The 18,868-nt window shown below is 45.3% G+C and carries 24 protein-coding genes; 17 read left to right on the top strand and 7 right to left on the bottom strand.

Annotated elements, in window-relative coordinates; genetic code table 11:
• Window positions 1-51 precede the first annotated feature (51 nt).
• The 12 genes from folB (at window position 52) to rpoS (ending at window position 8,651) form a co-directional block, all read left to right on the top strand.
• Window positions 52-405 (top strand): dihydroneopterin aldolase, encoded by a 354-nt coding sequence (gene folB / locus BLS03_RS13275; protein WP_093274731.1) that lies wholly within the window; start codon window positions 52-54, stop codon window positions 403-405.
• Window positions 402-890: a 2-amino-4-hydroxy-6-hydroxymethyldihydropteridine diphosphokinase gene (gene folK / locus BLS03_RS13270; RefSeq protein ID WP_093274728.1), complete on the top strand. Its 489-nt coding sequence runs from the start codon at window positions 402-404 to the stop codon at window positions 888-890. Before folB ends, folK begins: the two co-directional genes overlap by 4 nt.
• 18 nt (window positions 891-908) lie before the next feature.
• Window positions 909-1,679 carry an undecaprenyl-diphosphate phosphatase gene (locus tag BLS03_RS13265; protein WP_093274726.1) on the top strand — a complete coding sequence of 257 codons (771 nt, stop codon included), beginning with the start codon at window positions 909-911 and terminating at the stop codon, window positions 1,677-1,679.
• Between the two features lie 90 nt (window positions 1,680-1,769).
• Window positions 1,770-2,573, top strand: a complete 804-nt coding sequence (locus BLS03_RS13260; protein WP_093274724.1) for an undecaprenyl-diphosphate phosphatase — start codon at window positions 1,770-1,772, stop codon at window positions 2,571-2,573.
• Between the two features lie 126 nt (window positions 2,574-2,699).
• Window positions 2,700-2,981: a cell division protein FtsB gene (gene ftsB, locus BLS03_RS13255; protein WP_093274722.1), complete on the top strand. Its 282-nt coding sequence runs from the start codon at window positions 2,700-2,702 to the stop codon at window positions 2,979-2,981.
• Window positions 2,978-3,688, top strand: a complete 711-nt coding sequence (gene ispD, locus BLS03_RS13250) for a 2-C-methyl-D-erythritol 4-phosphate cytidylyltransferase (RefSeq protein WP_093274721.1) — start codon at window positions 2,978-2,980, stop codon at window positions 3,686-3,688. The genes ftsB and ispD overlap by 4 nt, the downstream gene beginning before the upstream one ends.
• A 3-nt stretch (window positions 3,689-3,691) precedes the next feature.
• The gene (gene ispF, locus BLS03_RS13245; protein ID WP_093274719.1) at window positions 3,692-4,168 is read left to right on the top strand and encodes a 2-C-methyl-D-erythritol 2,4-cyclodiphosphate synthase; all 477 of its coding nucleotides are present in this window, start codon (window positions 3,692-3,694) and stop codon (window positions 4,166-4,168) included.
• A gap of 19 nt (window positions 4,169-4,187) precedes the next feature.
• Entirely contained in the window at window positions 4,188-5,246 is a 1,059-nt protein-coding gene (gene truD / locus BLS03_RS13240) for a tRNA pseudouridine(13) synthase TruD (RefSeq protein ID WP_093274718.1), read from the top strand.
• Between the two features lie 14 nt (window positions 5,247-5,260).
• Window positions 5,261-6,004 (top strand): 5'/3'-nucleotidase SurE, encoded by a 744-nt coding sequence (gene surE / locus BLS03_RS13235; RefSeq protein ID WP_093274867.1) that lies wholly within the window; start codon window positions 5,261-5,263, stop codon window positions 6,002-6,004.
• 2 nt (window positions 6,005-6,006) lie between these two features.
• Complete coding sequence (locus BLS03_RS13230; RefSeq protein ID WP_093274715.1) at window positions 6,007-6,633, top strand: protein-L-isoaspartate(D-aspartate) O-methyltransferase; 627 nt, start codon at window positions 6,007-6,009, stop codon at window positions 6,631-6,633.
• 4 nt (window positions 6,634-6,637) lie between these two features.
• A complete protein-coding gene (locus tag BLS03_RS13225; protein WP_093274714.1) occupies window positions 6,638-7,600 on the top strand; it encodes a peptidoglycan DD-metalloendopeptidase family protein in 963 nt (320 codons plus the stop codon).
• Between the two features lie 73 nt (window positions 7,601-7,673).
• The gene (rpoS, locus tag BLS03_RS13220) at window positions 7,674-8,651 is read left to right on the top strand and encodes an RNA polymerase sigma factor RpoS (RefSeq protein WP_093274712.1); all 978 of its coding nucleotides are present in this window, start codon (window positions 7,674-7,676) and stop codon (window positions 8,649-8,651) included.
• Between the two features lie 81 nt (window positions 8,652-8,732).
• Here the strand turns inward: rpoS and BLS03_RS13215 are convergent, their stop codons facing one another.
• Window positions 8,733-10,001: an HlyC/CorC family transporter gene (locus BLS03_RS13215; RefSeq protein WP_093274710.1), complete on the bottom strand. Its 1,269-nt coding sequence runs from the start codon at window positions 9,999-10,001 to the stop codon at window positions 8,733-8,735.
• Between the two features lie 112 nt (window positions 10,002-10,113).
• Window positions 10,114-10,908 carry a cytochrome C assembly family protein gene (locus tag BLS03_RS13210; protein ID WP_093274707.1) on the bottom strand — a complete coding sequence of 265 codons (795 nt, stop codon included), beginning with the start codon at window positions 10,906-10,908 and terminating at the stop codon, window positions 10,114-10,116.
• A gap of 179 nt (window positions 10,909-11,087) precedes the next feature.
• Here BLS03_RS13210 and ffh point away from each other — a divergent pair, with 179 nt between their 5' ends.
• The 5 genes from ffh (at window position 11,088) to rplS (ending at window position 14,714) form a co-directional block, all read left to right on the top strand.
• Window positions 11,088-12,470: a signal recognition particle protein gene (gene ffh / locus BLS03_RS13205; RefSeq protein WP_093274706.1), complete on the top strand. Its 1,383-nt coding sequence runs from the start codon at window positions 11,088-11,090 to the stop codon at window positions 12,468-12,470.
• Between the two features lie 264 nt (window positions 12,471-12,734).
• Window positions 12,735-12,983: a 30S ribosomal protein S16 gene (gene rpsP, locus BLS03_RS13200; protein ID WP_005438039.1), complete on the top strand. Its 249-nt coding sequence runs from the start codon at window positions 12,735-12,737 to the stop codon at window positions 12,981-12,983.
• A gap of 17 nt (window positions 12,984-13,000) precedes the next feature.
• Window positions 13,001-13,549: a ribosome maturation factor RimM gene (gene rimM, locus BLS03_RS13195; RefSeq protein WP_093274704.1), complete on the top strand. Its 549-nt coding sequence runs from the start codon at window positions 13,001-13,003 to the stop codon at window positions 13,547-13,549.
• 26 nt (window positions 13,550-13,575) lie between these two features.
• On the top strand, window positions 13,576-14,319 hold the full coding sequence (gene trmD / locus BLS03_RS13190) for a tRNA (guanosine(37)-N1)-methyltransferase TrmD (protein WP_093274702.1): 744 nt from the start codon (window positions 13,576-13,578) through the stop codon (window positions 14,317-14,319).
• Window positions 14,320-14,360: 41 nt separating this feature from the next.
• Entirely contained in the window at window positions 14,361-14,714 is a 354-nt protein-coding gene (gene rplS / locus BLS03_RS13185; RefSeq protein WP_093274699.1) for a 50S ribosomal protein L19, read from the top strand.
• Window positions 14,715-14,990: 276 nt separating this feature from the next.
• Here the strand turns inward: rplS and yacG are convergent, their stop codons facing one another.
• From yacG to BLS03_RS13160, 5 genes are all read right to left on the bottom strand, one after another.
• Complete coding sequence (gene yacG, locus BLS03_RS13180) at window positions 14,991-15,188, bottom strand: DNA gyrase inhibitor YacG (RefSeq protein ID WP_093274698.1); 198 nt, start codon at window positions 15,186-15,188, stop codon at window positions 14,991-14,993.
• A gap of 98 nt (window positions 15,189-15,286) precedes the next feature.
• Window positions 15,287-16,027: a cell division protein ZapD gene (zapD, locus tag BLS03_RS13175; protein WP_093274696.1), complete on the bottom strand. Its 741-nt coding sequence runs from the start codon at window positions 16,025-16,027 to the stop codon at window positions 15,287-15,289.
• Window positions 16,028-16,067: 40 nt separating this feature from the next.
• The gene (coaE, locus tag BLS03_RS13170; RefSeq protein ID WP_093274695.1) at window positions 16,068-16,676 is read right to left on the bottom strand and encodes a dephospho-CoA kinase; all 609 of its coding nucleotides are present in this window, start codon (window positions 16,674-16,676) and stop codon (window positions 16,068-16,070) included.
• Between the two features lies 1 nt (window position 16,677).
• Window positions 16,678-17,547, bottom strand: a complete 870-nt coding sequence (locus BLS03_RS13165) for a prepilin peptidase (RefSeq protein ID WP_093274693.1) — start codon at window positions 17,545-17,547, stop codon at window positions 16,678-16,680.
• Window positions 17,548-17,612: 65 nt separating this feature from the next.
• Window positions 17,613-18,827, bottom strand: coding sequence for a type II secretion system F family protein (locus tag BLS03_RS13160; protein WP_093274691.1), 1,215 nt, complete (start codon window positions 18,825-18,827; stop codon window positions 17,613-17,615).
• Window positions 18,828-18,868 lie beyond the last annotated feature (41 nt).

The following is an 18,868-nucleotide window of genomic DNA, read 5'->3' as shown; positions in this document are numbered from 1 at the left end:
GTACGATGTTTTACCGCATTTAGGTATCCGACCTGTAAGGGATAAAAACGCATGGATAAAGTCTTCATTAAAGATCTTACTGTCATTACCACCATTGGTGTTTACGATTGGGAACAGCAAATAAAACAAAAGCTGGTACTTGATATTGAAATGGCCCACGACAATCGCCCAGCGGGTATTAGTGATGACGTCAAAGATGCTCTCGACTATTCACAAGTTAGCCAAGCGGTCATTGAACATATTGAAAATGGACGCTTTTTATTGGTTGAGCGAGTTGCTGAAGAAGTGGCTGATATCATCCAAAGCCGTTTTGGTGTGCCATGGGTGAAAATTAGTTTGACCAAACCGGGCGCGGTTGCACACGCCAGTGGTGTAGGAGTCATCATTGAACGAGGTCAGCAATGACCAAAGTTTATATCGGCATCGGTTCGAATGTTGAGCGTGAAAAGCATATTCAACAAGCGCTCGTGCAGCTTAAAACCTTGGATGATGACGTGAAATTGTCCAAGGTTTATGAAAGCGATGCTGTGGGTTTCAAAAGTGAGGCATTTTACAATCTTGTTGCGGAATTAAAAACCGCGTTGAATTTAAAAGAATTCTCTTTGGCTTTGAGAAAAATCGAGTTTCACTGTGGGCGTGACAGCCAGGCGAAAAAGTTTGAACCACGAACGATCGATTTGGATATCCTGCTCTTTGGTGATGTAGTTTCAGACTCTCAACCTGAGTTGCCGCGTTCCGATATCTATCGCTATCCCTTCGTAATTCAACCTCTTTATGAACTTTGTCCGGAACTAATCTTACCGAAAGATGGTCGCACTGTTCGGCAAGTTTGGCTGCAAGCTAAAGATCTCCATTTTTTGAAAGAAGTAAAACCTTGGTTTGACTTTTAACCCAACAAGAGTACCTACATGGATATAATTCAAAGTGCTATTCTCGGTCTTATCGAGGGTATAACCGAATTTTTACCGATATCGTCGACAGGGCATTTAATCGTTGCCAGTGAATGGCTAGGCCTACCACAAACTGACAGCAATAAAGCATTTGAAGTGATTATTCAGCTATCTGCAATTTTGGCTGTTTTGACTAACTACAAAGAGCGATTTCAACCTAAATACTTCTCTCTTTGGGTGAAAGTATTCATCTCTTTTTTACCAATTGCTATCGTCGGCTTTATCTTCAAAGATTTAGTGAAGTCTTTGTTTACTATTAATGTTGTGCCAATCATGTTTATCGTTGGCGGTGTGATATTTTTATGGGTGGAACATTATCTCAAAGATAAACAGCCCCATACGTTAACCTTGGACGACATCAGTTATCGTCAAGCAGGGATTATTGGTTTTGCCCAAATCTTTGCTCTGGTTCCCGGCACGAGCCGCGCAGGCTCGACTATAGTGGGCGCGTTGTTAGCGGGCGTCAGCCGCACCGCCAGTGCTGAGTATTCATTCCTATTGGCACTACCAGTGATGGTTGCCGCCAGTGGTTTAGACCTTCTTCAGCATTATCAGGATTTTGCTGGTGAGCGAGCGATGCCATTGATCGTTGGTTTCGTGGTATCTTACCTTTCTGCATGGGTAGTAATGAAAGTCTTCTTAGCTTTCTTAAATCGTTTTACTTTCAATGCGTTTGGTATCTATCGAATATTATTTGGCGCAGCTTTGCTATATTGGCTGCACGCTTAAATATGATTCTGTTTTGGCCGCCTAATTAGGCGGTCAAATTTTATTATTTCATTACAGTTTATGATTTCACAATAGAGAGCTTCCTTCGCAATGAACTACTTTGAAGCGATTATTCTTGCACTGATTCAAGGTCTTACTGAGTTTCTTCCCATTTCCAGTTCTGCACATTTGATTTTGCCTTCCGCGATATTAGGCTGGGAAGATCAGGGCCTCGCGTTTGATGTCGCCGTCCATGTCGGAACCTTATTGGCGGTAGTGATTTATTTCCGCCATGAAGTCGTAGCGTTGCTCTCGGCATTTTTCGCCTCGATTTTTAAAGCGGATCGCAGTAAGGAAGCAAAGTTAGCGTGGATGATCGTGCTTGCCACCATTCCTGCCTGTGTGTTTGGCTTGCTGATGAAAGACATCATCGAGTTGTATTTACGCAGCGCTTGGGTGATTGCTGCTACAACCATCATCTTTGGTTTGTTACTTTGGTGGGTGGATAAAAACGCGCAGCTAAACAAAGATGAGTACCAAGTGGATTGGAAGAAGTCGCTGCTTATCGGTATTGCTCAAGCGGTGGCGATGATACCCGGCACATCACGCTCCGGGGCGACCATCACGGCGGCGCTTTACCTTGGTTTTACTCGAGAAGCGGCAGCGCGGTTTTCGTTTTTAATGTCGATACCGATCATTGTCCTTGCTGGTGGTTTTCTGACCACAGAATTAATTGCCAGTGGAGAAACGGTGCATGTCGGCTTTTTGATGACCGGCATTATCACTTCGTTTGTTAGCGCATACTTATGTATTCATTTCTTCCTTAAACTGATCTCTAAAATGGGTATGACACCGTTTGTGATTTATCGCTTGCTGCTTGGTGTCGGTTTGGCGCTATTTATGCTGCAAAGTTAATCAAGCGATGTAACGAAAACTTACAAAGTCAGATCTCTATCAAGACCACATAGAGCAATGTCGCTTGAAAAGCGTCGTTGTGGTATATATGTGGTCTTTAATTTTCTCCCCACTACGACAAACACTATGCGATTATTTTCTATAGCATTGTTAGCTCTGTTTGCTGTACTGCAATACACACTTTGGTTCGGAAAAAACGGCATCAACGACTTCGAAGGCGTTGAAAGTGAAATTCAAGTTCAGCACCAAGTTAATGGTAAATTGCAAACACGAAACAGTGAGATGTTCGCTGAAATCGATGATTTACGCCAAGGCTTAGATGCGATTGAAGAGCGTGCGAGACACGAGCTTGGTATGGTTAAAGAAGGTGAGACGTTTTATCGCATCGTCGGTGAGGAGCATAAATGACCGCTGATTCGAAATTTAGTGTGGTCGCGTTAGTACCCGCCGCTGGAATTGGCAGTCGTATGCAGGCGGACATGCCAAAGCAATATCTGCAAATTGACCAAAAAACCATTTTGGAACATACGGTTCACCGCCTTCTGGAACACGCCTTAGTGGACACTGTGGTGGTGGTGGTGGCCAAAGACGACCCGTATTTTCAAGCGCTTGATCTTAACCAAGATTCGCGGGTTATCCGTGTCGATGGCGGCAAAGAGCGTGCGGATTCCGTGCTGGCTGGCCTAAAATATATTCAACAACACCAATTGGCCTCATGGGTCATGGTGCATGACGCGGCTCGCCCATGCGTTCGTCTTAGCGATATCGATAAATTGATCGATGGGGTCGTCACTCATCCTGTCGGTGGGATTCTTGCCGCGCCTGTGCGAGATACAATGAAGCGCTCTGATGAGCATTCTCATATCTCGCAAACGGTTGAACGTGAAGCACTTTGGCATGCATTAACGCCGCAATTATTTCCACTTGAGACGCTATTAGACTCTTTGAACCGAGCTTTACAACAACAGGTGGTAATAACCGACGAAGCTTCTGCATTAGAGTGGGCTGGTTATCAACCTTTGCTGGTGGCGGGTGCGGCTGACAACATCAAAATAACTCAACCGGAAGATCTCGCTTTGGCGGAGTTCTACCTTAATAAAGATAAACAAGGATAAATCATGATTCGTATTGGTCACGGCTTTGATGTGCATAAGTTCGGTGGTGAAGGCCCTGTCATTATTGGTGGTGTTGCCGTTCCTTACGAACAAGGTTTATTAGCCCATTCTGATGGCGATGTCGCGCTACATGCATTATCTGATGCATTACTTGGTGCAATTGCCGCGGGCGATATTGGGCGTCATTTTCCGGATACGGATGATAAATGGAAAGGCGCGGATAGTCGTGAGCTTCTCAAAGATGTGTATCGCCGTGTTAAAGAGCAGGGCTATATTTTAGGCAATGCGGACGTCACGATTATGGCGCAAGCACCGAAAATGGCACCACATATTGAAGCGATGTGTAGCGCTATCGCTCAGGATTTAGAAACTGAGCTTAAAAATGTCAACGTTAAAGCGACCACTACCGAGCGTTTAGGCTTCACCGGTCGTAAAGAAGGCATTGCTGCAGAAGCAGTTGTGCTACTGATTAAAGCTTAAGAATATAGAAAGAACTTTCATGACAGATATTTTAGCGCCTTTTGCATACCTTCACGGTCAACCGACAGCGACCGCTAAGCTGAAAGCAAAAGATGAGGATTTTCAAGTTTACGAGCAGCTAGGTTACGAGTTTTTCGGTTCCGGTGAGCATTTGATGCTGCGTATTCGTAAACGCGGAGAAAACACGGCATTTGTGGCGAATGAACTTGCAAAAGCGTGCGGCGTGAAATCGAAAGATGTCAGCTGGGCTGGGCTTAAAGATCGCCATGCTGTTACCGAGCAGTGGTTAAGTGTGCATTTACCAAAAGGTGACACACCTGATTTCAGCGCTTTCCTTGCTCAGTATCCTCATATTCAGATCGTTGATATTCAGCGTCATAATAAAAAACTGCGTCCTGGAGATTTGCAAGGAAACCGCTTTGTTTTGACTTTGACCGATGTATCTGATGTGGCGCAAGTGGTTGAACGATTAGAAAATATTGTTAAATTAGGTGTTCCAAACTATTTCGGCGCACAACGTTTTGGTAATCAAGGAAATAACCTTGATGAAGCAAGACGTTGGGGGCGAGACAACGTCCGCACTCGTAACCAGAATAAACGTAGCTTGTACCTTTCGACAGCGCGCTCTTGGATTTTTAACCACATTGTGTCGGCTCGAATTGAACAGCAGCTATTTAATACTGTGGTATCTGGCGATATTCTATTGAAAAACAATGATTCGATGTTAGTGAGTGCTGACAAAGTCGCTGAATACCAAGCGAGTTATCAAACTGGTGAAGTCGCTATAAGTGCTGCGATGGCCGGTGATAATGCGTTACCGACTCAAGACACAGCACTTAAATTAGAGCAGCCACATATCGATGCTGAACCTGATTTAATGGCGCTGATCCGTGGCAACCGAATGCGTCACGAGCGTCGAGATATTGCGTTAAAACCTGAGCAGCTTGAGTGGCAGGTCGATGGCAACACCATCACACTGAGTTTTTCTTTACCTTCAGGTTGTTATGCAACATCAATTACTCGAGAATTGATCAACGAAGAGATTGTTGTACGAGAATATTCATCGCTCGAGAAATAATTGGAGGAAGTGTGTTGAAAATTTTGCTCAGTAACGATGATGGTGTGCATGCGGAAGGGATTCGAATCTTAGCCCAAGCATTGAGTAAAAAAGCACAAGTGATCATTGTTGCCCCTGATCGCAATCGCTCTGGTGCTTCAAACTCTTTAACGTTAGAGCAGCCATTGCGCGTGCGAGAAATTGAGCCTCAGGTGTATTCGGTGGAAGGTACGCCAACCGATTGTGTTCACTTTGCGTTAAACGAGTTAATGAAAGATGATCTACCGGATTTAGTGCTGAGTGGCATCAATCATGGCGCCAACTTAGGTGATGATGTTTTGTACTCTGGTACCGTCGCTGCGGCGATGGAAGGGCACTTTCTCGGCGTGCAGGCGATTGCGTTCTCTTTAGTCGGTAAACAACATTTTGCGACAGCGGCACATATTGCTTGCCAGTTAGTCGAACAGCATTTAAACAAACCGATTCCAACCAACCGTTTATTGAATGTTAATGTCCCTGACGTCGCCATTAATGAATTGAAAGGTACACAAGTGACACGTCTTGGTGCGCGTCATCATGCAGAAGATATGATTAAGCAAAAAGATCCTCGTGGTCACGATATTTTTTGGCTTGGCCCTCCTGGTAAGGAGCAAGATGCCGGTGAAGGTACCGACTTTCATGCTATTGAACATGGCTTTGTATCTGTGACGCCATTGCAAGTTGATCTCACCGCTCATGAATCACTACAGGCAATGGATCGTTGGTTAAAGGATCAATAACCATGGCCAAACCACAAGCAGAACGTTTGGTTGCTTTTTTGCAGGCGAATGGTATCAGTGATCAAGCTGTGCTGGATGCGATCTATCGTGTTCCGCGTGAGCGCTTTGTTTCTCAAGCTATGCTCCATCAAGCCTACGACAACAATGCACTTCCGATTGGTCAGGGGCAGACGATTTCCCAGCCCTATATCGTGGCAAAAATGACTCAGTGTCTGGAACTTCACCGTAACAGCAAAGTCTTAGAGGTGGGCACTGGCTCCGGTTATCAAACCGCAGTCTTGGCTCAATTGGTTGAGCATGTCTATTCTATTGAACGAATTAAAGCGTTGCAGTGGGATGCCAAGCGACGTTTAAAGCAGCTTGATATTTACAATGTTTCGACCAAACACGGTGATGGTTGGAATGGATGGCCGGCAAGAGGGCCTTTTGACGCAATTATCGTCACCGCAGCACCTAAGGTTGTGCCTCAATCTTTATTGGAACAGCTTTCAGAAGGTGGGGTAATGGTTATTCCGGTTGGTGATACCGAGCAGCAGTTATTAAAAATTACTCGTAAAGGAGAAGAATTTATCTCGCAGTCTATAGAGATGGTTCGATTTGTACCATTAATCGCGGGTGATTTAGCGTAGTTAGATGAAGAAAGCTTTCAAGTCGCGAATCTTAGTTACTATTGGATTGTTAAGTGCACTAACAGGCTGCGCTATGCACTCGCCTGCGCCGGTTTCCGGCTTGAAGAAAGACTACGGTAGCGTTTCTCGTGGTAGTTACCGAGGTAGCTACTATGAAGTTCAGAAGGGCGATACGCTGTACTTTATCGCTTACGTCACAGATAAAGATGTAAATGAATTGATTCGTTACAATCATTTACAAAAACCCTACACCATTTATCCCGGTCAAAAACTCAATTTATGGCGCCCAGTGTACAACCCTCCATCTTATGGTGGAACCGGAGCTGGCACTGAGGTCGCAGCCGTTGCAAGTACGGTAAAACCTAGTGTTCCGACGCCGAAACCTGCTCCAGTGGTTCCCCAAACCACGACGGTGGCAGCAGTCAAGAGTAATAACTCTAGTCAAGGAGTTAGCAAAAACACCCTCTCTCCGGCTCAAAAGTTGAGCAAAAAAGACGCAGAAAAGAGGGTTGAACAATCAAAATCAAAGGAGTATGTTGAATCTGCTGGTAAACAGAATGTTAATAAAAGTGTCAGCAATTCTAAACCTCAAAACGACAACATATCCAAGTGGTTATGGCCGACAAAGGGGAGAGTGATTAAGAATTTCTCTGCTGGGGATCAAGGGAATAAAGGCATTGATATCGCAGGACAGCGTGGTCAAGCCATCGTTTCTACAGCAGGAGGCACTGTCGTCTATTCGGGTAACGCACTCAGAGGTTATGGTAATTTAGTTATCGTCAAACATAACGACAATTATCTCAGTGCTTACGCGCACAACGACAAGTTGCTTGTACACGAAGGTCAGAGTGTTAAGGCAGGCCAAAAGATCGCTACAATGGGGAGTTCGGGTTCTAGTAGTGTTCGCTTGCACTTTGAAATTCGCTACCAAGGTAAGTCGGTGAATCCTAAACGCTACTTACCATAGTATTTACTTGAAAGAGTAAAATTAGCGGCATATTGAGCAGTAATGTCTTGCTATCTCGCCAGGGGGAGGCGTTATGAGTATCAGCAATACAGCAACCAAAGTCGAAGAATTTGACCAACAAGCCATTGATGCTATAGAAGCGGAAGACAACACGGAAACCATTTCTAATAGCGCACTCAAAGAAGAGTTTGATGCATCCACTAAAAGCCTCGATGCAACACAGCTTTATTTGGGCGAAATTGGCTTTTCACCTCTACTTACCGCGGAAGAAGAAGTCCTTTACGCACGTCGCGCCTTACGAGGCGACGAAGCTGCGCGCAAACGCATGATCGAAAGTAACTTACGTCTGGTTGTGAAAATCTCGCGTCGTTACAGCAATCGTGGTCTGGCACTGCTTGATTTGATTGAAGAAGGTAACCTAGGCTTGATTCGAGCGGTCGAAAAATTTGACCCTGAACGAGGATTTCGTTTCTCAACCTATGCGACTTGGTGGATTCGTCAAACCATTGAACGAGCGTTGATGAACCAAACTCGGACCATTCGCTTGCCAATCCATGTCGTTAAAGAGCTCAATATCTATTTACGCACTGCGCGTGAGTTATCGCAAAAGCTCGATCATGAACCAACCGCTGAAGAGATTGCGTTGCAACTCGACCGTCCGGTGGATGATGTGAGCAAAATGCTGCGTCTCAATGAACGAGTGAGTTCGGTGGATACACCGATTGGTGGTGGCGAAAGTGAAAAAGCATTGCTGGATATTATTCCTGATATCAACAATTGCGATCCTGAAGTCTCAACGCAAGATGACGATATTAAAGACTCACTGATTTTATGGCTCGACGAGCTCAATCCAAAACAGAAAGAAGTCCTAGCTCGACGTTTTGGTCTGCTTGGTTATGAGCCCTCTACATTGGAAGAAGTTGGACGCGAAATTAACTTAACTCGTGAGCGAGTGCGCCAAATCCAAGTAGAAGGTTTGCGCCGTTTACGTGAGATCTTGGTTAAACAAGGCTTGAATATGGAAAGCTTATTCAGCGTTGAAGAAGACTAACCATACGCTCGTTATCTGATTTAAACATGAAAAAAGCCTTGGCGGTTGCCAAGGCTTTTGTGTCTATATCGATAGCAAAGTTTATTTTTTACGTCTTGGGTAAACGCGCACTAACTTGATGCGGTTTTCTTCCAGTTCGACGATTTCCATCGGATGACTTGAAACCACTACACTCAGCTGGCTTTCGGGAATGTGTTCTAAATGTTCAAGAATCAAACCGTTTAACGTTCGTGGCCCAGAGGTTGGTAATTTCCATTTCAAGCCTTTATTGATATCTCGAATGTTGGCACTGCCTTCAATTAAGAAGCTGCCGTCACCTTGCGGCGTGATTTCTTCGGCCAAACTTGGCGCAATTGAAGTCGTAAACTCGCCGACAATTTCTTCCAAAATATCTTCTAATGTGACCAAACCGATAATGTCGCCATATTCGTCGACAACCAGGCCAATACGTTGTTTATTACGTTGGAACTTCAGTAATTGGACGTTGAGTGGCGTGCCTTCAGGAATGAAATAGACTTCATCGGCGGCGCGCAGCAATGTCTCTTTATTAAACTCATTTTTTTCCAACATCAGGCGGTAAGCTTCACGCAAACGCAGCATGCCAACCACTTCATCGACGTGATCGCGATACAGCACAATGCGTCCATGAGGTGAGTGTGTTAACTGGCGAGAAATCGACTTCCAGTCATCGTTGATGTCAATGGCACTGATTTCATTGCGTGGCACCATGATGTCATTAACCGTGACGTGCTCAAGGTCAAGAATAGACAGCAACATATCTTGGTGACGACGTGGAATAAGCCCGCCCGCTTCGTTTACGACCGTGCGCAGCTCTTCTGAACTTAAGTGATCATCACTGTTATGATCGACGCGAATACCCAGCAAACGGATAAAACCGTTGGTAATGAAATTGACGAACATCACCAGTGGTGCCATTAACTTCATCAGTATCATCAGCAGAATACTGCTGGTGAAAGAAACGCGTTCTGGGTAAAGAGCGGCGAGCGTTTTTGGTGTCACTTCTGAAAACACCAGAATAACCAGGGTTAGGGCACCTGTTGCAATCGCAACCCCCATATCGCCGTATAGGCGCATACCAATAATGGTGGCAATGGCAGAAGCGAGGATATTAACGAGGTTGTTACCAATCAGAATCAGACCGATGAGTCTGTCTGGTCGGTTCAAGAGTTTTTCCACTCGTTTCGCGCCCTTATGGCCGCTATTAGAGAGGTGCTTTAAGCGGTATCGGTTCAGTGACATCATGCCGGTTTCTGAACCTGAGAAGTACCCGGAAATAACAATAAGACACGCGAGTAGCGCAAATAAGATACCCGTTGATATGTCGTCCAAAGCTAAATAATTCCTTATCTATTTAATAAAAGAGTTTGGGCTTTAAGTGAAAAATAACCTTGTCAGGTTAATAAAACCAGTAAAAACAGCCTCAAACGTGTGGTCAATCAGATCAATGAAGGATGACTTCACGAACAAATCGGCTGCCGAAATACGCGAGAGTCAAAATCATCGCACCAACGACAGCAAACCAAGTGGCTTTGCGTCCACGCCAACCGCGTTGGTAGTGACCCCAAAGAAGTATCGAATAAACGATCCATGCGATAAATGACAAAATTCCTTTGTGCGCTTGCCCCTGAGCAAACATGTCACGTACGAACATAAAACCGGTCAGTAATGTGCCCGTTAAAAGAATATTACCAACCAGAATGATCTTGAAAAGTTGTCTTTCTACCATCATTAAAGGCGGTAGGTTTGGATTGATTGCTAACGCTTTTTTAGTTTTTAGTTTGCGATCCAGCCAGACCAACTGTAATGAGTAGAGAGCACCAATCGAAAGTGTTGAGTAGGCAAAAAGCGCTATCGAGATATGGATAAGTAATGCCGGTTCGTTCTCTAAGTGAGTAATGAAGGTGCCAGGTAACAAGGCGGCGGCTAACAAGTTCATGGCAGAAAAGCCATAAATCACAGGTAGTAAGAACCACAAGCGAGTTTTTATCATCGCAAGGCTCATGGTGAGCGAAATAATAAAGCCAACCAAAGAGGCAACGTTGAGCATACTCAGGTTTTGTCCCGAAGTAGCAAAAATGAGATCGCTAAGAAGCCAGCCGTGGAAGACCAAGGCACCAGCAGCACTGATAAAAACGGTTTTTACGCGAATACCTGTTTGTTGAACCAATCCTGGTACTATGGTCGCAATCGCCAAGACATAAAGAATGGCGGCAGCAACAGCAACTATGTTATCCATGAGTCTCTTATGTTGAAAAGCATTGGGCAGATTATACCTTGCATCATTTAGATGAGCTATGTCTATAGCGCAACTATTGTTATCGTAAGCGATCTAATTCGCATCGATCGGTGTCATGCTTTACGCGCCTAAGGTATACTCGTGATAATTTATCGCCGAAATCAAGCGAAGAGTAAAAGATGTTTGAGAATTTAACGGATCGATTATCCAAGACGCTGAAGAACATCAGCGGCAAAGGTCGTTTGACCGAAGACAATATTAAAGAGACTTTGCGTGAAGTCCGTATGGCGCTATTGGAAGCCGATGTAGCTTTGCCAGTAGTGCGCGACTTTGTGAAACGAGTGAAAGAAGGCGCGGTCGGCGTTGAGGTTTCAAAATCACTTACTCCGGGTCAAGAGTTCATCAAGATTGTTCAATCTGAACTTGAAGCCGTCATGGGTGAATCCAATGAAGCGCTAAACCTCGCGGCTCAACCGCCAGCGGTTATTTTGATGGCGGGCCTACAAGGTGCGGGTAAAACCACCAGCGTTGGTAAGTTATCTAAATTACTTAAAGAGCGTGATAAGAAGAAAGTCTTGGTGGTTTCTGCCGACGTTTATCGCCCTGCGGCGATCAAACAGCTCGAAACTCTCGCGACAGATATCGGTGTCGATTTCTTCCCGTCATCTCCCGACCAAAAGCCGATTGATATCGCGAATGGCGCTATCGATCACGCGAAGAAAAAATTCTATGACGTATTGATCGTCGATACCGCAGGTCGTCTTGCCATTGATGAAGAAATGATGGGCGAGATTCAACAGCTGCATAGTGCTATCAACCCAGTTGAAACACTATTTGTTGTTGATGCAATGACAGGTCAAGACGCGGCGAATACTGCGAAAGCGTTTGGTGATGCACTTCCTCTGACTGGTGTGATTCTAACCAAAGTTGATGGTGACGCACGTGGTGGTGCGGCGCTGTCGGTTCGTCATATTACCGGTAAGCCAATTAAATTCTTAGGTGTTGGCGAAAAAACCGATGCCCTTGAACCTTTCCACCCAGACCGTGTTGCGTCGCGTATTTTGGGAATGGGAGATGTACTTTCTCTTATCGAAGACTTGCAACGTAATGTCGATGAAGAGAAAGCACAAAAACTGGCGAAGAAGTTTAAAGAGAAAAAAGGTTTTGATCTTGAAGACTTCCGCGAACAACTTGGCCAGATGCAAAACATGGGTGGCATGATGGGCATGTTAGACAAATTGCCTGGTATGTCGCAGCTACCTGCTGGTGTCAAAGACAAAGTTGATGACAAGATGTTTAAGCAGATGGAAGCCATCATCAATTCGATGACTATGAAAGAGCGTCAACACCCAGACATCATTAAAGGCTCGCGTAAGAAACGCATTGCTGCAGGTTCTGGTGTTCAAGTGCAAGATGTGAATCGTATGCTTAAGCAATTTACCCAGATGCAGAAAATGATGAAGAAAATGCAGAAGGGCGGCATGAAAGGTATGATGCGCAACATGCAAGGTATGATGGGCGGTATGGGTGGAGGCGGCGGCTTCAATCCATTTGGTCGTTAATTTACCCCGCAAGGTTTAACCAGAGCGCAGCCGAAAATGGCTGCGCTCTTTCTATATTAAGGGGTTAGTTGCGGCGTTTCGGTTTTGTTATCTAGGTCACATTGCCGCTTTCGCCAATTGAGTGGCTAAAAAATAGCTAAACCCCTTGCAATGCGTCGGAATAAGGGTAAAATTCCGGAGCTTTATTTTGGCACGAGACCCCAAGTTATTTATTTAAGTAGCTTCTGGGGTTAATTTTATTTTTGAGAAAGCAAAGAGGACGATATGGTAACCATTCGTTTGGCACGTCACGGCGCTAAAAAGCGTCCATTCTATCAAATCGTAGTAGCGGACAGCCGCAATGCTGCAACTGGCCGTTTCATCGAAAAAGTAGGTTTCTTTAACCCTACTGCTAAAGGTCAAGAAGAAGGTCTACGTCTAGACCTAGATCGCGTTAACCACTGGGTTGGTCAAGGCGCATCTCTATCTGACCGCGTTGCTAAGCTAGTTAAAGACGCTCAAAAAGCGGCTTAATTGAGTAGCTTAAATCGATGGAAGGTAAAGAAACAATGAGCACGCAGAGCGAAAAAATTGTCGTCGGCAAATTTGGCGCGACTTATGGTATTCGCGGCTGGCTTAAAGTTTTTTCCTACACAGATAATGCTGAAAGCATTTTCGATTACAGCCCTTGGTTTGTTAACCAAAAGGGTGAGTGGGTTGAGCACAAAGTAGAAAGCTGGAAGCGCCATAACAAAGGTATGGTGGTGAAGCTGGAAGGCATGGATGTTCGTGAAGACGCGCATTTGATGACGAACTTTGAAATCGCAATTGACCCGGCGGTACTGCCTGAATTGTCAGAAGATGAATTCTACTGGCGTGAATTGTTCGGTATGCAAGTGGTGACCACAAAAGGTTATGACCTCGGCGTTGTAACTGACATGTTGGAAACTGGCTCGAACGATGTTTTGGTAGTGAAAGCCAATCTGAAAGATGCTTTCGGGCAAAAGGAACGATTAATCCCGTTTCTTGAAGAGCAGGTGATCAAACAAATTGATCGCACCGCTCAACGGATCGAAGTTGACTGGGATCCTGGATTTTAACTCCCCTGTGACGGAGTAAGAACACTATGTGGGTTGGCGTTATAAGCCTATTTCCTGAGATGTTCCGCAGCGTTACGGATTTTGGAGTAACAGGTCAAGCGGTTAAAAAAGGTCTTTTGTCAGTTGAAACATGGAATCCCCGTGATTTCACTCATGACAAACATCGCACTGTTGATGATAGACCTTACGGTGGTGGTCCCGGCATGTTAATGATGGTTCAGCCTTTGCGCGATGCCATTCAAGCAGCCAAACAAACCGCACCGGGAAAGACGAAAGTCATTTATCTCTCTCCTCAAGGTCGTAAACTCGATCAACAAGGAGTCGAAGAGCTGGCAACCAATGAGAACTTGCTTCTTATTTGTGGTCGCTATGAAGGGGTAGATGAACGCATTATTCAATCAGAAGTCGACGAAGAATGGTCGATTGGTGATTTTGTAATGACGGGTGGTGAAATTCCAGCCATGACGTTGATAGATTCAGTCTCACGGTTTATTCCTGGAGTGCTTGGAGATTTCGCGTCAGCAGAAGAAGACTCTTTTGCCAATGGCTTATTGGACTGTCCCCACTATACTCGTCCGGAGATTCTTGATGGTATTGAAGTTCCTTCAGTACTCAAGTCAGGTAATCACAAGGACATTCGTCGCTGGCGATTAAAGCAATCGCTAGGTCGTACTTGGCTAAGAAGACCAGAGCTCCTGGAAAACCTAGCTCTGACTGACGAACAGGAACTATTACTAGCCGAATTCATTAAAGAATATCGTGCTCAGTAACCTAATTTATTTAGTATCAGTTTATTCTAGGAATTTAAAAAATGAGTAACATCATCAAAGCTCTTGAGCAAGAGCAAATGAAATCAGACCTACCTAAATTTGCACCAGGTGACACTGTTGTTGTTCAAGTTAAGGTAAAAGAAGGCGACCGTGAACGTCTACAGGCGTTCGAAGGCGTAGTTATCGGTATTCGTAACCGTGGTCTACACTCTGCATTCACTGTACGTAAAATCTCTAACGGTGAAGGTGTTGAGCGTACGTTCCAAACTCACTCTCCAATGGTTGATAGCATCGAAGTTAAACGCCGTGGTGCAGTACGTCGTGCCAAGTTGTACTACCTACGTGAGCGTTCTGGTAAGTCAGCTCGTATCAAAGAGAAACTTGCTAAGAAGTAATGCTATAACCCGCATTCTCAGACGAAACGGAGCCTTATTGGCTCCGTTTTTTTTATTTCGGGATTTAAGCTGGTGGTATTTCACGCTAGCAGCGTCGTCGGTACTCATTTACGGGTGTAAACTCCGTTCCTCCTCCTTGCTATCGTAAAATACTCCGGCGCTTAAATTCACCGAAATGAACAGTGTTTGCTATGAGGTTGTGGTCTAACGGATTGTTTGAAAATAAAAAAGGCTGATGTTTGCACATCAACCTTTGATTCTTAAATTAGGAAAAGATTAGTATTGGTCTTCTGACCAACCATCGCTGTCAGACATATCTGGAGCGCCTGGTATGGATTTCTCTTCATCGGCCCATTCACCGAAATCAATCATTTGACATTTTTTGCTGCAGAATGGGCGGTGTGGGCTTTGTTCTCCCCACTCGACGTCAGCACCGCATTGTGGGCATTTGACGATTGTGATCTTTTTTTCCATCAGTAGAGCCTAGTTGTGGAATTTACGACATTTCGAACGCTATTGTTGACGCAACACGTCTCAAATGCAAATAGAGTGTTTACTGTCGTCGTGCTCGTCTAGCTGCAAACAGCCAGTTCAAAATCGATATCGTCGGAACAGGCTTGTCCGGTTTGAAAGTCGATAAATTTTATCGCGAAGCGATTTTTGTGGCCTGAAATCATTGGGTAGACACCAAAATGCAGAGGAATACTGAGGCGCAGAATATTGGCGTCTTCCGCATCACTTTGGTAGAAACCATTGGTCGCAATATGAGATTTGAACATGCCAGTTTCTCTGGCCAGCTTTAGCCACATTTCTAGTGCGTCGGCGAGCGCTTGCAGAGTTCCGACCCATTTAGCAGAATCGCGCGTTTTCACTTCGTCACTTAAATGAAGCCAATGATGCAGTGCTGGCAGGTCAAAACCGCATGCTCCGCCAGGTAAATTGAAACGTTGACGAATGGTACTCAGAAAACGGTCATCTTTCAGTGACTGGCCAAAACGTTCCGCTTGCATCAAAGCACCGTGAATGGTGTCGATATCTTGCAGCACGTGCTGCAGCATCTCTTGGTCAACGCCGTCCACATTTAGCCAGCTGCGGTAAGAGAGGCGCTGCTTTTCAATGTCTTTGGCAAGTTCGCTTTTAAGTTGGATCTGGTCGAAAATTTCTAAAAGGTCAAACAGGGAACGGAAGAACAGCAGATATTGAAGATCATCACTAAACTTAGCGGACACCTTAAGTTGACGCATTAAATATTCTACTCGTAAGTAGATTCGTGTCTTTTCGTTGAGTGGATGTTCAAAATAATGAGCTGTCATGCAATGAAGGTGCCTTTTTGTAACTTTGCTGTACTCATTTTCACAGATTTTCCCTACATAATGCTAGGTACTTTTGATGCAATTCTGTGATTTGAGGCAAAAGTTTCTGGTTTTTTGCGTCATTTTTAACCACATCGTCAGCAATAGCTAAACGCTGCTCACGATTTGCCTGCGCGGCTAGGATTGATCGAGCCTGTTGCTCCGAAACGTGATCCCTTTGCATGGTGCGCTCTAGCTGCACTTTCTCATTCACATCAATGACCAATACGCGGTCAGCCATGCTTTGCAGACCATTTTCCACCATCAAAGGAATCACCAGCAAAGCATACGCTGAATTGATGTTTTCAAGCTGCTCAAGCATACGCCGACGAATTAGCGGGTGAAGCAGTTGATTTACCCATTGCTTTTCATGCTCGTCGCTAAAAATGATTTCCCTTAGTTCACTACGATTAAGGCGACCATCAGGTAACAGAACTTTATTTCCATATCGAGACTCAAGCGCTTGTAAGCCTTCAGAGCCCGGTTCTACGACTTCTCGCGCCGCAACGTCGGCATCGACAATTTCAATGCCAAACTGATCATGAAACAGATTGGCGACGGTCGTTTTACCGCTGGCAATTCCGCCAGTTAGTCCAACAACAAAGGTCATGTTAGTACCCTAGATAGTAACGAAAATACCAAGCCATAAAAGGTTGCCCCCACATCATAATGCACCAACCCGCAATGGCTAGGTAAGGGCCAAAAGGAAACGCTTTATCGATGCCTTGCTTTTGCAGTCTAAGTTGAATGAGGCCGAAGATAAGGCCGACGACCGATGAAAGCAGCACCACAAACGGCAACGCTTGCCAACCAAGCCAAGCGCCAAGCGCTGCAAGAAGTTTGAAATCGCCAAATCCCATTCCTTCTTTTCCGGTCAGTAGCTTAAATACCCAATACACCAGCCACAAACTCAAGTAGCCACTAATAGCGCCGATGACCGAATCATAAAGTGAAATTGGGCCAAGCTCAGTCAAGGCAACCAGAATTCCTGCCCAAAGCAAAGGGAGTGTCAGTTGATCGGGCAGCAGAAGAGTCTCAAAATCAATTGCGGTTAGAGCCAGTAGCGTCAGACTAAATCCAATCAAAGTTATGGCATAGACGCCAAAGCCAAATTGCACGGCGACCGCGCAAGCAATGACTCCCGCAAGCAGTTCAATGAGCGGATAACGGGCGCTTATCGGCGCGTGACAATGGTGACATTGGCCTTTTAACATCAGCCAACTGATGATCGGAATATTATCAATCAACCGAAGTGGCGTTTGGCATTTCGGGCAGGTTGAGCGCGGTAAACTTAAGCTAAATTTACCTTGTGGAGGCTCGATATGATATTCCGGAAAACTGTCAGCGCATTCTTGGCGCCACTCGCGCTCCATGATGATGGGGAGCCGATAGATCACCACATTGAGAAAACTACCCACAATGACGCCAAACATGGCAGCCATGGTTGGAAATAACCAAGGGTAATAGTGAAAGGCTTCCATAAACGAGTCTCAAATCTAGGCTAAGCCATAAGCTTGGCACAGTTATCCTTCAAAGTGCGAGGATTTTACCCTAATACACTCATTAAATTAAAGATCGGCAGATACATAGCGATCACTAAGCCGCCAATAATGCTGCCTAATACGGTGATGATTAACGGCTCAAATAACTGGCCTAAGTTATCGGTGCGGTTTTCGACTTCGATTTCATAAATCGCAGCAATTTTATTGAGCATAGTGTCCAATTGTCCGCTCTCTTCGCCAACGGCGATCATCTGTTGCATTAATTCTGGAAACGCGCGGTATTCGCACATCGCAACTGAGATGGCACTGCCTTGAGAAGTCTGATGGTGGATTTGAGCAATGATATTTTGTAAGTGCAGATTATCCGTGGTGGCCTTCGCGTGGTTAAGGGCGCTCAGAATAGGCACTCCAGCTTGACAACTGATCGCTAGCGTACGGCTGAATTTTGCTAGTGCAGCTTTGGTGAGTAGTTCACCGACGATCGGCAGCGATAGACTGAAGCGACTTAGCATCGCACGAGCTTTAAGCGAACGTTTTAGATAAGAGCGAATTGCGACTGCGATGATGACCAGTGCCAGCATTGCCTTGATTGAGTAGCGAGACACGAAATTGGATAATTCAAGGACTTGGCGAGTAAACCAAGGTAGCGATGCACCAAAGCTTACAAACATACGTTCAAACTCGGGAATAACTAAGGTCAGCATCAAATAACACACCCCAAGTGCAATCACACTGACGACAGTTGGGTAAAGCAGCGCTTTAAACACTTTGGCTTTTAGCTGTTCGACTTTTTCGCGGTATTGAGCAATACGCGCCAGGCTTTGACCGAGTTGGCCGCTGAGTTCGCCATTGCGAATCAGTTGTAGATAGAAAAGGTCAAACAGGTCACTGGCCTTCGCTAAGGCATCAGACATGGCGCGGCCCGATTCTAATTCTCTTAGCAGAATAAAAATGATTGCTTGCAGCTCGGCTTTGGTCTGGGTGCGTCGCATCAGTTTTAGTGCTGGCACTAAGCTGATTCCGGTGGTGAGTAAAGTGGCAAGCTGTGCGGTCCATTGTGTGATGTCTTTATGCGTTGCGCGCTGGCGCGCCATTGCAATTGGTGAACATCGGCGCTCACGAACTTGGCGTAATTGAATATTACGCTCAGCGAGTTGTTGCTTAAGCTGCTGTTGACAGCAAGCGAGCATTTGCCCTGACTGTTTGCGCCCTTGTTTGGTCATGCCAAGCCAATGGTAGTGCTTCAAACGATTTTCCATCTAACCTTGCTCACTGGCTTGGTTGGGAGAAAGGGAAGTTA

It is taken from the genome of Vibrio xiamenensis (assembly GCF_900100015.1).
GTDB lineage: Bacteria > Pseudomonadota > Gammaproteobacteria > Enterobacterales > Vibrionaceae > Vibrio > Vibrio xiamenensis.
This window is presented reverse-complemented; position numbering and strand designations above follow the sequence as displayed.

Excerpts from the sequence above, each read along its gene's own strand:
- folB (WP_093274731.1), top strand. The coding sequence starts at position 52 with ATGGATAAAGTCTTCATTAAAGATCTTACTGTCATTACCACCATTGGT.
- folK (WP_093274728.1), top strand. The coding sequence starts at position 402 with ATGACCAAAGTTTATATCGGCATCGGTTCGAATGTTGAGCGTGAAAAG.
- BLS03_RS13265 (WP_093274726.1), top strand. The coding sequence starts at position 909 with ATGGATATAATTCAAAGTGCTATTCTCGGTCTTATCGAGGGTATAACC.
- BLS03_RS13260 (WP_093274724.1), top strand. The coding sequence starts at position 1,770 with ATGAACTACTTTGAAGCGATTATTCTTGCACTGATTCAAGGTCTTACT.
- ftsB (WP_093274722.1), top strand. The coding sequence starts at position 2,700 with ATGCGATTATTTTCTATAGCATTGTTAGCTCTGTTTGCTGTACTGCAA.
- ispD (WP_093274721.1), top strand. The coding sequence starts at position 2,978 with ATGACCGCTGATTCGAAATTTAGTGTGGTCGCGTTAGTACCCGCCGCT.
- ispF (WP_093274719.1), top strand. The coding sequence starts at position 3,692 with ATGATTCGTATTGGTCACGGCTTTGATGTGCATAAGTTCGGTGGTGAA.
- truD (WP_093274718.1), top strand. The coding sequence starts at position 4,188 with ATGACAGATATTTTAGCGCCTTTTGCATACCTTCACGGTCAACCGACA.
- BLS03_RS13230 (WP_093274715.1), top strand. The coding sequence starts at position 6,007 with ATGGCCAAACCACAAGCAGAACGTTTGGTTGCTTTTTTGCAGGCGAAT.
- BLS03_RS13225 (WP_093274714.1), top strand. The coding sequence starts at position 6,638 with ATGAAGAAAGCTTTCAAGTCGCGAATCTTAGTTACTATTGGATTGTTA.
- rpoS (WP_093274712.1), top strand. The coding sequence starts at position 7,674 with ATGAGTATCAGCAATACAGCAACCAAAGTCGAAGAATTTGACCAACAA.
- BLS03_RS13210 (WP_093274707.1), bottom strand. The coding sequence starts at position 10,908 with ATGGATAACATAGTTGCTGTTGCTGCCGCCATTCTTTATGTCTTGGCG.
- ffh (WP_093274706.1), top strand. The coding sequence starts at position 11,088 with ATGTTTGAGAATTTAACGGATCGATTATCCAAGACGCTGAAGAACATC.
- rpsP (WP_005438039.1), top strand. The coding sequence starts at position 12,735 with ATGGTAACCATTCGTTTGGCACGTCACGGCGCTAAAAAGCGTCCATTC.
- rimM (WP_093274704.1), top strand. The coding sequence starts at position 13,001 with ATGGAAGGTAAAGAAACAATGAGCACGCAGAGCGAAAAAATTGTCGTC.
- trmD (WP_093274702.1), top strand. The coding sequence starts at position 13,576 with ATGTGGGTTGGCGTTATAAGCCTATTTCCTGAGATGTTCCGCAGCGTT.
- rplS (WP_093274699.1), top strand. The coding sequence starts at position 14,361 with ATGAGTAACATCATCAAAGCTCTTGAGCAAGAGCAAATGAAATCAGAC.
- yacG (WP_093274698.1), bottom strand. The coding sequence starts at position 15,188 with ATGGAAAAAAAGATCACAATCGTCAAATGCCCACAATGCGGTGCTGAC.
- zapD (WP_093274696.1), bottom strand. The coding sequence starts at position 16,027 with ATGACAGCTCATTATTTTGAACATCCACTCAACGAAAAGACACGAATC.
- coaE (WP_093274695.1), bottom strand. The coding sequence starts at position 16,676 with ATGACCTTTGTTGTTGGACTAACTGGCGGAATTGCCAGCGGTAAAACG.
- BLS03_RS13165 (WP_093274693.1), bottom strand. The coding sequence starts at position 17,547 with ATGGAAGCCTTTCACTATTACCCTTGGTTATTTCCAACCATGGCTGCC.
- BLS03_RS13160 (WP_093274691.1), bottom strand. The coding sequence starts at position 18,827 with ATGGAAAATCGTTTGAAGCACTACCATTGGCTTGGCATGACCAAACAA.